Source organism: Streptomyces anulatus (assembly GCF_014650675.1).
Classification (GTDB): Bacteria; Actinomycetota; Actinomycetes; order Streptomycetales; family Streptomycetaceae; genus Streptomyces; species Streptomyces anulatus.
The window spans coordinates 39,887-53,198 of record NZ_BMVK01000010.1 but is presented as its reverse complement, the minus strand read 5'-3'; the positions used below and the strand labels follow the sequence as shown (position 1 = coordinate 53,198).

8 protein-coding genes are annotated in these 13,312 nt (G+C 70.6%); 2 read left to right on the top strand and 6 right to left on the bottom strand.

What is annotated here, in order from left to right; genetic code table 11:
- Positions 1–255: 255 nt before the first annotated feature.
- Both lanL and IE272_RS23765 read right to left on the bottom strand, forming a co-directional pair.
- On the bottom strand, positions 256–3,003 hold the full coding sequence (gene lanL, locus IE272_RS23770) for a class IV lanthionine synthetase LanL (protein WP_190007904.1): 2,748 nt from the start codon (positions 3,001–3,003) through the stop codon (positions 256–258).
- A gap of 22 nt (positions 3,004–3,025) precedes the next feature.
- Positions 3,026–3,187: an SflA family class IV lanthipeptide gene (locus IE272_RS23765; protein ID WP_190007902.1), complete on the bottom strand. Its 162-nt coding sequence runs from the start codon at positions 3,185–3,187 to the stop codon at positions 3,026–3,028.
- Between the two features lie 1,435 nt (positions 3,188–4,622).
- Here IE272_RS23765 and IE272_RS23760 point away from each other — a divergent pair.
- Positions 4,623–5,516: a S1 family peptidase gene (locus IE272_RS23760; protein ID WP_190007900.1), complete on the top strand. Its 894-nt coding sequence runs from the start codon at positions 4,623–4,625 to the stop codon at positions 5,514–5,516.
- A 324-nt stretch (positions 5,517–5,840) separates the two neighbouring features.
- Here the strand turns inward: IE272_RS23760 and IE272_RS23755 are convergent, their stop codons facing one another.
- The 4 genes from IE272_RS23755 to IE272_RS23740 form a co-directional block, all read right to left on the bottom strand.
- Positions 5,841–6,230, bottom strand: a complete 390-nt coding sequence (locus IE272_RS23755; RefSeq protein ID WP_098892118.1) for a nuclear transport factor 2-like protein — start codon at positions 6,228–6,230, stop codon at positions 5,841–5,843.
- 53 nt (positions 6,231–6,283) lie between these two features.
- On the bottom strand, positions 6,284–9,730 hold the full coding sequence (car, locus tag IE272_RS23750; protein ID WP_190007898.1) for a carboxylic acid reductase: 3,447 nt from the start codon (positions 9,728–9,730) through the stop codon (positions 6,284–6,286).
- 102 nt (positions 9,731–9,832) lie between these two features.
- Entirely contained in the window at positions 9,833–11,026 is a 1,194-nt protein-coding gene (locus IE272_RS23745; protein WP_050363206.1) for a cytochrome P450, read from the bottom strand.
- 86 nt (positions 11,027–11,112) lie between these two features.
- Complete coding sequence (locus IE272_RS23740) at positions 11,113–11,901, bottom strand: oxidoreductase (protein WP_190007891.1); 789 nt, start codon at positions 11,899–11,901, stop codon at positions 11,113–11,115.
- A gap of 313 nt (positions 11,902–12,214) precedes the next feature.
- Between IE272_RS23740 and IE272_RS23735 the strand changes: the two genes are divergently transcribed.
- Entirely contained in the window at positions 12,215–13,309 is a 1,095-nt protein-coding gene (locus tag IE272_RS23735; protein ID WP_056704532.1) for an NADH:flavin oxidoreductase, read from the top strand.
- Positions 13,310–13,312 lie beyond the last annotated feature (3 nt).

The following is a 13,312-nucleotide window of genomic DNA, read 5'->3' as shown; positions in this document are numbered from 1 at the left end:
CCAGGTCGGTGCGCATCGCGACCCGGCAGACGTATTCCTGGGAGCGGTCCCGTCCGCCACGCCCTCGTACCGGCACCGGTATGAAGGGAGCGTAGCTCCGGGCCCCGGGTGACCTTGACTGCCGGTCAGGGCTATGCATCGTACTGCCGCACGGGCGGGTCTACCGCCGGTGTCCCTGTCGGTGCGAGCCGGGGGCTACCGCCCGCGTCACGGCTCTCCATGGCGTACCCGCCCACGGCCCGCCTCGCGCCGGGTCTAGGTGCGGTGGCGTGCTGCGGGGGTGCTTTCCAGGACGTGCCGGCCGACCGGACCGATGCCGGGCCGGGAAGGCGCTTCCGCCGACGTGTCGGTCCACAGCCGCGGGCCGCCCCGATCGCGCAGACGACGCAGGAAAGAGAGGACGCCCGCGCTTCCGGTCGCCCAGCCCGGTCCTGATGCCGCAAGGGTGTTGTCGGGAAACAGCGGCTTCCGCATGGTGCCACCACTGCGGGCCAGGATCAGCCCTGCCACGTCCTCGGCGGCTCGGTGCAACCGTTCATCGCCAGTGACGGCCGCAGCGTCGATGAGTAGCTCACCGACACCGGACAGTCCGCAGCACTGGGAGACAGGGCTCATCCGGGGTGCGAGATCACGGCATGCCCAGGCGCACCGTACGCCCAGATCCGTTGTGGGCAGGTCCCCCTCATGCCTGCCCGTCTCGATCAGCAGGGTGCCGATACCTGCGAGCCCGCGGCACCAGGATCCATAGCGCCGGTGGGCTTGGGGACGGGCAGCCAGCGCCAGCAACCTCGGGGTGTGCGAGATCAGTTCGGCCAGATCCTGGCGTGCGGCCGCACCGGCGGCCGGATCGCCGGTGAAGCGGTGGTAGGCGTGCAGGAAGTGGATGACACCCGCGCGGCCGTGGGCAAAACCCAACGTGAACGCCGCTTCGGAGTCCGCCGCCGAACTCTGCGGTTCGGCGCGCGCCCTCCCGGCCCGCGCGGCCAGCAGTCCTCGGACGCACTCTTCCGCTGCGGCCAATCGCGCGCGTGCCTCTTCTTCGCGACCTGCCGTCCGGGCGCGCTGGGCCAACGTCAGCAGTCCGGTCCCGGCACCGGCCGCGCCACTGATCTGATCACCGGTGTCGTCGTAGGGGAGCACGCTCTGCGGAGTGGCAGGTGCCGGTGCGTCGTTCAGCATGGTGGCGGAGTCGAGGAAGAGGTCGACTCCGGTACGGCCGATGTGGAGCGCGGCAGTCAATGTCGCCAGCGTGGGGTGGTGCGCGGTCCGGTGGGCGAGGTCCACCACCGCCTGGGGCACGCCTGGCTGCTGCGTGTGGTGCAGGAGTTCCAGGCCCACGCCTGCCGCTCCGTCGTAGAGCGTCACTCCGAAGCCTTGCTGCCCGTCTCGGGCTGATCCTGTGGGGAGTTCGGCCACGGCGCTCACACAGGTCGCCACGGTGTGTGCGATCAGGTCGTCCAGCATGCCTGGAGTCACCCTCGGGCGTGGAATCCTGCGCTCAGGGGCCAAGGGATGTGCCTCCGCACGCCACCGTTGCACGCAGGCTGCGCGCTGTGCCGCGTCGGGGTGCATGAGCCCGGCGACCAGTTCGCGTACCGGCCGGTGCCCGGCGCCCGGGAGTGCGGCAGCCAGACAGGTGAAGGTGCGGTCGCGGTTGACGTCGTCATCACAGTCGACGACTACCGGATCCATGCCGGTCAGAGCGAAGTGCAGGGTCGCTCCGAGCGCGTACAGGTCGTCGGCCGGTTCGGCTGGCATGTCTGTGCGGTACACCGGCATCGAGTAGCCCGGGGTCGCACCGGTGGGCCGGTCGCCGTGCAGTGCGCTGACGCCGAAGTCCACGAGGTGCGCGGCACCGTTGTCGCCGAGCACGACGTTGGAGGGTTTGAGATCGCCGACCAAGACGCCTCGGGCATGCACGCTGTCGAGTATGCCCAGCAGACGGCGTGCCAGCGCGTTGATTCCGCGGCCGGTCGCGATCCTGTCGGCGGGTTCTGAGCCCGCAGACAGCATGGCGGCACCTGATGGGAAAGGGCCGTGGGCCAGTACGTCGCGGCGCAGGTCGCGGGGACCGCAGTCGGTGGTGACCAGGTACTCGTCGTCACCGTGCCGGAGCTGTTCGCGGACCTCGGGGACGCCGTCGACGCCGGCCAGGGCCGCCAGGACTGCGTGCTCGTGGCGCAGGCGGCCGCGGGCATCGACACCGTTCGTGTCCTCACCGGCGTGGGCTCTGGCCTGTTTGACGATCAGATGCTCGCGGGTTGCGATGTCCACCGCGCGGTAGACGTCGCCGTGCGCGGAACGGGTGATGCCCGTGGTGAGCCGGTACCGCCCGCCGATCAGACGGGCGGGGCCGCCGGGGGGCGGGGCGGCAGGACGGAACGGGTCGGCGGCCCACGGTGGCTGACGGTAGCGGGTACCAGCGCGCCCGGGAAAACGCGATCCGTCGGGGCCGGTCATGGCAAGCGCGGCATCGTCGACACCTGTGGCCCGGAACGGACCGTAGCGGTAATAGACGGGAGCGTCGGGCCGGATCCGCCGGTCACTGAGTACGCGGGGGCCGGGCCGCCCGGACAGCAGGTCGGCCAGTTCAGTGCCGAGTACCGTCACATCCTCCACGCGCGGATAGACGGTGATCGCCTTCCCGACGAGCGCGGGGTCCCGATCACCGCTGTTCATGGCACCCAGCACTTCGGTATCACGGGCGAACTTGGCGTCGCAGAGGTAACGCAGCAGCACGGGAACGACCAGATCCACAAGTGACGGCAGGTCGTTCGGGCGGGCGGAGATGTGCAGCTTCCAGCCGTGGCCCGGGATCTCATCCCCGAGAGGGCGCGGGGCGAACAGGCAGAGCCACTGACCGTCCATGACGAGTCGCCGCTCGCGGTCGGCGAGCAACATCTCGATCCGCTGTCCGACGCCGCGGTTGCCGCCGGGCTCGACAGCACCGTGTGACGAGGCCGTGCGCACGTCGCCCGTGCCCGCCCCGGCGAGGGCGGGCACGGGCGACGTGCGCTGTCCCCGCCTAGTCGCAGCCAACGCGGGTCGTCGCGGTCGGGAACGGCTCGGGCAGACACGCCTCGACACCGCGGCCGGGGTCGGCCTGGTCCTCGAACGGGATCTCTTCTTCCTCCACGGCCACGTCGAGCGGGCCGGCGTCGCGTATGTGCACTGCAAGAGAGCTCATGACGGTCCTTTCCTCTGCGAAGAAGGAAGGTGGGTGTTCCGTCCTGTCGGCGAGTACCGACCCCCCACCACCACGACCGACCAGCGTAGAACCGGGCGGCCGTTTCCGACTCCGCCATTCGGGTGATGCCCACTATCACCGATCGTCACCATTGCGTGTTATTACGCCGAAGTATCCGCAACTTCGCGGAACCTGCAGCGGGCCTGCCGGGGCGTGTATGAACGAGCGCCCGTATGCAGGCCGCCATCTTCGGGACCGGCACCCAACGGCGGCAGTCTGGTCACCTCGTGGCAGCATGACCACGACGGCCGGGCTACGTGAGCTCACCTCGAACTCCCGACGGCTTCGGGTCAGGTCGGCTCACGGGCAACGTCTGCCCCGGGGCGAGTCGGGTGAGCTCGACGATCGTGAGGTCCTCGTCTGCGATACCGCGGAACGAGATGCCGCCGGCGATCTCCACGTCGAACATCAGGACCACGCGTGGATTCCCGTTGACAGATCGTCGAGAGACGCCCTGCGCTTCTCTCTCGAACGGAACACCTCACCCCTCCCTCACACCGGCGCCGGAACCTCGGCCCGGCGCTTCGCCCTCACTGCGATTGTCCGGCGCGGCCACTACCGACCACCGTCGCGTCGCCCCGTCCCGACGGGGTCGCCGTCCGCGGTCGCGGACGGGCTCGGCGGGTGCGCCTGCCTGTCGGGCGATTCACGTCCGTACCGCGACCGCAAAGGGTCGAACGATGCTTCGCCAGCCTCAAGTAGTTCCGCACGTCCTCGACCGGATTCGACAAGCTCGCCGATCAATGCCGCGCACGCCTGAACGGCCGTCAGCGGGGACCGGCTGCACACGCCGGACCGGTCCACAAGAGGGCGCCTCCGGACGTATTTGGACCGGCGTGCCAGTTCCTCCCAGGCGGAGGCAAGCATTCAGCCACTCAAAGGGTGCAGCAAATGCGCAATTCATCACCATATCTCCCCGATAACTTTGCCAAGGAAGCTGGTAGCCAATGCGCCTTGATGGTTCACGCACGCCATCCGCGAGACTCCCCGCGGGGAATGAATCCGAAGCAACCATAGCGTAACTGAAAGTAATAGAATGTAAAGAAATGACAAATTCGGCACGGCTCGAAACTCGCCGCGGCCTCGTACCGCATCCGAAAGCGACGCCCGTCCGACGAATTCCTTCACATATGGCCCAAATTCCCCTTTGGGGGCACTTGCGCGAGATGGATAAGGCCCACCGCCCCCTCGTCGGCCTCCATCTCATTCCGGGCTCGCGGGCGTGAATCCGGCCTTGCGTCAGGAGCCGCCGCCGTCAACGATTCCCATGTGCAGCTTGACAGGTTCACGCCCAGACCCCACTGGGTGGGGGCCTCGCGCACCAACAGCCCCACCTCACCCGAACAAGGCTGTCCCCCATACCTCGGAGGATCTCGTGACCTTCAAGCGCTTCTCGCCGATCAGCAGCACGTCACGACACGCACGGCTCCTCGCCGTGGCGTCCGGCCTGGTGGCCGCCGTGGCCCTGGCCGCCCCCTCTGCCGTCGCCGCTCCTGAGGCGGAGTCCAAGGCGACCGTTTCGCAGCTCGCCGACGCCAGCTCCGCCGTCCTCGCCGCCGATGTGGCGGGCACCGCCTGGTACACGGAGGCGAGCACGGGCACGATCGTGCTCACCGCTGACAGCACCGTATCGAAGGCCGAACTGGCCGAGATCGGCAATGCTCTGGCGAACTCCAAGGCGGAGCTGACGGTCAAGCGCGCCGAAGGCAAGTTCACCCCGCTGATCGCCGGCGGCGAGGCCATCACCACCGGTGGCAGCCGCTGTTCTCTCGGCTTCAACGTGTCGGTCAACGGCGTCGCGCACGCGCTCACCGCCGGCCACTGCACCAACATCAGCGCCAGCTGGTCCATCGGTACGCGCACCGGAACCAGCTTCCCGAACAACGACTACGGCATCATCCGCCACTCGAACCCGGCGGCGGCCGACGGCCGGGTCTACCTGTACAACGGCTCCTACCAGGACATCACGACGGCGGGCAACGCCTCCGTGGGCCAGTCCGTCCAGCGCAGCGGCAGCACGACCGGGCTGCGGAGCGGCACGGTCACCGGCCTCAACGCCACGGTCAACTACGGTTCCAGCGGGATCGTGTACGGCATGATCCAGACCAACGTCTGTGCCGAGCCCGGCGACAGTGGTGGCGCGCTCTTCGCAGGCAGCACCGCTCTGGGTCTCACCTCCGGCGGCAGTGGCAACTGCCGGACCGGCGGCACGACGTTCTACCAGCCCGTCACCGAGGCGCTGAGCGCTTACGGGGCGACAGTCCTGTAGCTGTTGCCACCGGGTCCTCGGCTGACGGCCGACCGGGCGCCCGAGGCCCAGCGCAACGACCCACCCCGGCGGACCGTGCTCTCGCGCGGTCCGCCCTCGTCGTGCCGCGAACCTCACCGAGGCATGTCGCATGAGTCGTGGGCGCGTTGACCGGATTCGCGCCCACGGACGGGAAGCCGGCGATGGTCAGCGTGAACGACCATCCTCGGCCCTGGGCAGCACGTGATGAACCCGGTCACTCGATGGTGTGGGTACGCGATCCTCTGCCAGGCGCGGGTCGGGCTACGAGGCTACTCCCGATATCTCCACGGCCGGTGCGGACGACTACGCCGGGTCGTCCGGCCGGGCCCCCGTCAGAGCCGGTTCGGCGTAGACGTACTCCTCGATCCGGTCGATGAGACTGTCCTGGAACCGGAAGTAGACCGCGGCGTGGACATCGGTGCGGGACCCGTCGGCCCCGGTCAGGTGGAGCACGTGCTGCTGGAGCACCTCGTCGGGGTTGCGGAACCGTCGGATCACGTCGTAGCGCAGCAAGTCGACGTCGGCGGTGAAGGACCGCAGCCGGTCCAGGCTCTCCCCGATCGGCAGTTCGCCCCGGCCGTCATTCTGCCGCACCGTGGCGGCCTCGGTGCACATCGCCCGGGCGACGGTGAAGTCGAACGCCTCCAGACTCCGCAGAAACAGGTTCACCCGGTCGTCGATGTCGTGCGCCATGGCGGTTGTCCTTCCTGATGTGGTGACGAGGACGCGGCAGGGTCGCGGCCCGGTCAGGGGTCGACGAGGAGCCCGAGTGCGCGCAGGTCGGTGACGTACTTGCGGATGAGGTCCGGCGACACCCGGGGAATGTCCCGCTCGGGGCCGACCCCCGCCGCCCGTACGGCGGCGTGGAAGCGTTCGGCGGGGAGCAGCGGCCCCGGGGCTCCTTCGTCGGGTTCCGCCCAGGCGCCGATCAGCGGGAGCAGGGAGTGCTGCCGGTGCTTCTCCGGCAGCGCGCGGAGCGCCGCGGTGAAGCGGGTCAGCCAGGCGCCGTGGTCGTCGATCCGCCGGATCGGGTGGCCGGCCTCGATGAGCCAGTCGACGAAGGTGTCCAGGCAGACGCCGTCGTCGTGCGGGTTCAGCACGTTGAAGGTCCGGTGGCCCTCCGTGACCCGTGCGCCGAGCGCGACGACGGCCTCCGCGGTGAAGTCGACCGGCAGGCCGTCGTAGTGGGCGCGGGTGTCCGTGCGGTAGAACGAGCCGGGTGCGATGCCGGTGTTGACCAGGCTGAGCAGCAGCCGGGTGAGGACGTCGGGCACGTTGACCTGTCCGGCGTAGGTGCGGTGCGCCAGGACCATGTCGGACCGGAAGACTGCGACCGGCAGGCCGTAGCGCTCGTGCGCCTCACGCAGGAGGACCTCCCCGGCCCATTTGCTGGTCGCGTATCCGTCGGCGTACCCCTGGCCGATGGTCCGTACCGGGACGGTGGCGCGGATGTCGGCGTTCTCGTCGGCCGTCTCGGCGGGGGTTCCGAGGCAGACGGCGACGGTCGAGACGTGGTTGACGGGCTTCAGCCGCGCGGTGAGCGCCAGCCGGATCACTTCGGCGGTGCCGACGACGTTGGGGCCGAACAGTTCGCCGTACGGCAGCAGGTGGTTGACCAGCGCGGCCGGGTGCACGATCAGGTCCACGGTGCCGGCCAGTTCCCGCCAGGTGTCCTCCGCCAGGCCCAGCAGCGGTTCGCCGATGTCTCCCGCGACCACCTCCAGGGTCTTCGCGGCCGCCTTCCGGTAGCGCCGGAGCAGGGCGGCGTCGCCGCTGTCGAAGGCTGCCTCCAGCCGCCTCGTCGCGACGGTCGCGTCGCTGCCGCGGACGAGGCAGATCAGCCGTCCGCCCGAGGGCGCCAGCCGTTCCAGCCACTCCAGGCAGAGGAACCGGCCGAGGTAGCCGGTGGCCCCGGTCAGCAGGACCGTCCGGACGTCTCCGTCGGGGCGGGGCAGCCCCGGAGCGGCGGCGAGCGTGGGCGCGTCGAGGAATTTCTCCGGGACGAGGTCCCCGGCGCGGACTTCGGTGAGGTGCTCCCCGTGCACGGAGGCGAACGTGGGCCGCCGTATCCCGGTCGGCCGGCGGGCCGCCGTGATGTACCGCGCCACCTCCGCCAGGTCAGCGGCCGGGCCGATGATCACACCGACCGGGACGTCAACGTGGAAGATCTCCTTCAACAGCTCGGAGAACGACACGGCGGAGAGGGAGTCCCCGCCGAGGTCGGTGAAGTGCGCGCCGGGCCGGAGGTCGGAGCTCAGGCATCCCAGCAGGGCCTGGGCGGCCCGGACGACCGTCTCCGGCACCGGCCGGTCCGCACCGGTACGCCGCAACTCGCGCAGCCGGCGGTCCTGTCCGTCGGCCAGTTGGTCGTACAGCAGCTCCAGAACGGGCCCGTAGCGCTCCTTGAGCCGGGGGCGCAGCAGTTTGTGGCTCTCGGTGAAGAGGCCGTTCCCGGCGCTGAAGGGCTCCGGCTCGACGAGGATGCCGCGCGGGATCTCGTACGCGTTGAGCCCGGCCCTCCTGGCGACGCTCCGGAGGGATTCCATGAGCAGCGGCCTGAGCGCTTCGGTGTCCCCGCCGGACCCGGCCAGCGCGGCCGGGGTGGGCACCACCACCGCGAGCAGGTAGGCGCGCTCGCTGTTGCCGTACAGGTAGAGGTGCTGGACCAGAGGGCTGTCGAGGAGGACGGTCTCCAGGCGGGACACGGCCACGAACTCGCCCTGGGAGAGCTTCAGGGTGTCCTTCGTGCGGTCGACGTAGACAAGCCGGTCGGGTCCGGTCTCGGCGAAGACGTCACCGGTGCGGTAGTAGCCGTCCGCGTCGAAGATCGTGGCGGTGAGGTCGGGGCGCCGGTAGTAGCCGGGGATGAGCGTGTGCGACTTCAGCAGCAGTTCGCCGCGCGGATGAGGCAGGTCGGTCGCGTAGTAGCCCAGTTCGGGGACGTCCACCAGCTTGTAGTCGGTGACCGGGGGGCGCTGCACCACCGTGTCCAGCAGCACTCCACCGGCTTCGGTGGAGCCGTAGCCGGTGTAGAGGTGGAAGCCGAGGACGGACTCGACGAACGCCGTGAGTTCGGCGGAGAGCGGGGCGGTGCCGACGAACGCCTTGGCGACGCGCCCTCCCAGGAAGTCCTCCCGCACCGCCTTCCTGACCGCCGCTTCGATGTCGCCCGGCTCGTCGGACCGGCGCTCCAGCTCGCTCCGGTAGTGCTGGAGGAGCATGTCGCACAGGCGCGGGACCATGGTCAGCTCCGTGGGGCGGACCAGGGCGATGTCCTCGAACAGGGTGGACAGGTCGTCGGCGGCGGTGAAGTAGCCGGTGCCCCCCTTCACGAGCGAGCCCATCACCGCGTAGCGGCCCGCGAGATGGCTCTGCGGCAGGTAGAGGACGCTGATCGCGGGAGTGTCGGCCGCCCCGTAGCTGAACCCGTACCACGCGGTGCCCAGGAGCCGTTGGGTGTACATGGCGCCCTTGGGCGCGCCGGTGCTGCCGGAGGTGTAGATGAGCAGGGCGAGCGGGTCCTCCCCCGGGTCCGGGGTGTACAGGGGCGGGGGCGGCAGGTCTCTGCCCCGGTCGATGAGTTCGGCCAGGGTGTCGACGGTGACCGGGCTGCCGGCCAGGCGTTCGCGGGCGGCCGCCAGTGCCCCGCTCGGGCGGGTGGTCCCGGGGCCGTCGTCGAAGACGAGGAGGCGGCGGATCGTTCTCGACGCGAGGACGACGTCGACGGCGGTGTCCAGCCGGTCGACGCTCGCGGCCAGCACCGTCGGCCCGGACTCCTCGACGATCGGCGCCAGCCGGGGCAGCGCGGCGTTGGACTGCAGGGGCACGGGCACGGCCCCCAGGTGGATGCACGCCAGGTCGAGCGTCGCGTAGTCGGTGCTGGTGAAGCCGAGGGTGCAGATCCGGTCGCCGGGGCCCAGGGGGTACGCCGGGTCGTGGTGCCACCGGCCGGCCAGCGCACGGACCCGGGACCACAGTTCGCGGTAGCTGATGGTGTCGAAGTGCGGGAGGAGACGCCCGGTCTCCGGGTCCCGGGCGCGTTCGCCGAGGGCGGGCCGATCCCCGTGGCTCTCCAGGACGGACGCCATGACCTCGGCGAGCGCCCGGCCCGGTTCGACGGAGGCCAGGGCCTCGGCGAGCCCCTGGCCCGGATCGTGCGCCGGCACGGCGGCGGCGTCCAGCGGTTCGGCCATGATGGATCCTCCGGTGGCGGTTCCGTGGTGGGGTCGGTACGGGGTGGGCGGGCCGCTCGTGCGCGCGTCGGCCCGGCGGTCAGCCCTGGGGAGGTGCGGACGTCACCAGCTGACCGGCAGCGCGGCCACGCCGCGGATGAGGCGTTCGGTCCGCCAAGCGAGCTGGTCGGCGGGGACGGCGAGGCGCAGGCCGGGCAGGCGGGTGACGAGGGTTTCGAGGACGACGCGCAGTTCGACCCTGGCCAGTTGTGCGCCGAGGCAGTGGTGGATGCCGTACCCGAAGGTGACGTGCGGGATCTGTTCGCGGTGGAAGTCGATCTCCTCGGGCCGGTCGAACACCTCGGAGTCGTGGTTGGCCATTCCCAGTTCGGCCACCACCGCGTCCCCGGCGCGGATGAGCTGTCCGCCCAGTTCGAGGTCCTCGGTGGCGACGCGGGTGAAGCCGGCGGTGGCGCTGATCGGGATGAACCGGGAGAGTTCCTCGACCGCTCGGGGGACGATCGAGGGATCGGCGACGAGTTCCCGCCAGAGGGCGGGCCGGGTCAGCAGGGTGTAGACGAAGTTGCCGATCTGGTTGGCCGTGGCCTCCTGGCCGGCGGACAGCAGGCTGACGCCGAGTCCGACCAGCTCCTCCTCGCTGAGCGGGTCCTTCCCGCTGTCGGCGGCCAGCTCGCCCAGGAGGTCGTCGGTGGGCTCGGCGCGGCGCCGCGCGATCAGGGCCGCGAGGTAGTCCCCGAGCTGTCGGCGGGCGTGTGCGGACTGCTCGGGGTCGTCGAGGATCAGCAGGCCGTCCACCCACTCGGTGAACCGGTCCTGGTCGGCGCGCGGCACGCCGAGCATCTCGCAGATCACCGTGATCGGCAGCGGCCAGGTGAGGACCGCCGCCAGGTCCGCGGGGCCGTCCCCTTCCGTCATGGTGTCGACCAGGTCGTTGACGATCTCCGCGATCCGCGGGCGGAGCGCGTCGATGCTGCGCACGGTGAACGCGCGCATCACCCGGCGTCGCAGCCGGGTGTGGTCCGGCGGGTCCATGCCCATGATGGAGGTCGGGGGCGGGGCGACGGCCACCGTACGGGGCACATGGTCGCCGGCGGCGGCCGAGCGGCTGAAGCGGGGGTCCGACAGGACGGTTCTGACGTCGGCGTACCGGGTGACGAGCCAGCCGTCGCCGCCGAAGGGCAGGCGCACCCGGAGCACGGGGTGTTCGCCGCAGACCTCGAACAGTGCGGGGTCCAGGTCGAGCCGGTCCACCGGGCCGAACGGGTAGTCGCGTATCTCGTGTCCTGCGGCGGTCATCGTGTCCGTCCTTTCGGGCTGCAGAGCGGTGTGCCGCGGGTGTTCGGTGGCGTGCCGTCGGGTGCCGGGGGCCTCGGTGCCGGGTCTCAGCACAGGCTCGCGGTCTTCCCGCCGTCGATGACGATGTTGCTCCCGGTGATCCAGGACGCGCGGGGAGAGACCAGGAAGCGCACCGCGTGGGCGATGTCCCGGGGCTCGCCGAGCCGCCCGAGCGGGATCTCGGCGGCCCACTGTCCGGTGAGGTCGTCGGGATCCCCGCCGTGGAGTTCGACGATCCGGGTGCGGGCCGTCTCCGACGCCGGTGTCTCCACGTTGCCCAGGCAGACGGAGACGACCCGGATGCCGTCCGGCGCGAGCTCGGCGGACAGGCCCTTGCTGTAGGTCTCCAGCGCCGACTTGGCGGCGGCGTAGTGCAGGAGGTTCGGGTAGGCCGCGACGGTCGCGATCGACGACACATGGACGATGACCCCGCCGTGCTCGCGCATGGCGGGCACGAGGGCCGCGTTGAGCCGGACGGCGGCGAGGAAGTTGATGTCCATCGTGTACTGCCAGTCGTTCTCCAGCTCCAGCACGCTCTGGAACGAACGGCAACCGCCGGCGTTGTTGACGATGATGTCCACCCCGCCCAGCAGCTCCCGTGCGGTGTCGGCGAAGTGCCGCACGCCGTCGGGGGTGCTGAGGTCGGCCGGGACGAACGCGGCGCCGGGCGGGGCGTCCGGGGCCCCGCGGCGGGCCGAGATGACGACGTTCGCGCCGGCGTCGAGCAAGTTGCGCGCGACGGCGGCGCCGATCCCGCGGCTGCCGCCGGTGACCACGGCCCGGAGGCCCGCCAGCTCGCCGGACGGTGCGGGGGTGCGGCTGTTCTCCGTCGCCATGGGGCTCCACCACTTTCCCTTACGGGCCGTCATACGACCGGAATGGACTGGGCGTTATGCTCCGCTGCCCGAATGACGCTGTGCCACCGGCCCAAATATTCCTGGTCCGTTCAACCCGGTCAAATTCATTCTGCCGATGCATTGGATCGCCTTCTGCGATACAGCGGAACTGTGGTCAACAAGGCCGGTGGTCGTGCACAATCGTCGGGCGACCGAACCATTCCCCGTATCGCTTGAGAATTCCCTGTCGAACAGGTCATCAATAGACGTGCGGGAAGCCGTTCCCACGGCTCCCTCGAATCGGGAGGACATCATGGCCAGGCTGGATGAACCGTTCACCGTGGGCGGCCTCACGCTCCCCAACCGGATCGTGATGGCCCCGATGACGAGGACGGCGTCTCCCGGCGGCGTGCCCGGTCCGGACGTGGCGGAGTACTACGCGCGCCGGGCGGCCCACCGCGTCGGGCTGATCATCACCGAGGGCACCTACATCGGCCACCCCTCCGCCCCCGCGTACGACGGCGTGCCCGAGTTCCACGGCGAACAGGCCCTCGCCGGCTGGGCCCATGTGCTGCGCCGGGTGCACGAGGAGGGCGGCCGGATCATTCCGCAGCTCTGGCACACGGGGGCCGCGCGCACCGCGACCGACCCGCCCGCCGAGGGCCCGTCAGGAATCGGGCTGGACGGCGCCCCGGCGGGGCGGGCCATGACGCGGAAGGACATCGACGCCTCGGTGGAGGCGTTCGCGGTGGCCGCCGCGAACGCCGCGCGACTGGGGTTCGACGGGGTCGAGCTGCACGGCGCGCACGGCTATCTGATCGATGACTTCCTGTGGACCGGGACCAACCGGCGCACCGACCGCTACGGCGGCGACCCGGCCTCCCGGGCCCGGTTCGGCGCCGAGGTCGTGCGGGCGGTCCGCGCGGCCGTCGGTCCGCGGTTCCCCGTCTTCTTCCGTTTCTCCCAGTGGAAGCTCGGCGAATACGGGGCGCGCACCGCGACGAGCCCGGACGAGCTGCGCCTGCTGCTGGAGCCCCTGGCCTCGGCCGGTGTCGACGTGTTCCACGCCTCGACCCGGCGCTACTGGCTGCCGGAGTTCGAGGACAGCGACAGCACGCTCAACCTGGCCGGCTGGATACGCAAGCTCACCGGCAGGCCCACCGTGGCGGTCGGCTCGGTCGGAATGGACCAGCAGTACGGCGAGGGCGACTTCTCCCAGGGCTTCACGGGGCCGTCCGGTGTGACGGGTATCGATGAGCTGGTGGCCCGCCTGGACCGTGACGAGTTCGATCTGGTCGCCGTGGGCCGGTCGTTGCTGGCCAACCCGGACTGGGCGGCGCTGGCGCTCCGGGGGGAGCTGGACCGGGCCGTCCCCTACGACCCGTCCGTCCTGCGGACCCTGGCCTGAGCA

Coding starts and splice junctions, on each gene's coding strand:
- IE272_RS23765 (WP_190007902.1), bottom strand. CDS start 3,187: ATGAGCTCTCTTGCAGTGCACATACGCGACGCCGGCCCGCTCGACGTG.
- IE272_RS23755 (WP_098892118.1), bottom strand. CDS start 6,230: ATGGCGCACGACATCGACGACCGGGTGAACCTGTTTCTGCGGAGTCTG.
- car (WP_190007898.1), bottom strand. CDS start 9,730: ATGGCCGAACCGCTGGACGCCGCCGCCGTGCCGGCGCACGATCCGGGC.
- IE272_RS23745 (WP_050363206.1), bottom strand. CDS start 11,026: ATGACCGCCGCAGGACACGAGATACGCGACTACCCGTTCGGCCCGGTG.
- IE272_RS23740 (WP_190007891.1), bottom strand. CDS start 11,901: ATGGCGACGGAGAACAGCCGCACCCCCGCACCGTCCGGCGAGCTGGCG.
- IE272_RS23735 (WP_056704532.1), top strand. CDS start 12,215: ATGGCCAGGCTGGATGAACCGTTCACCGTGGGCGGCCTCACGCTCCCC.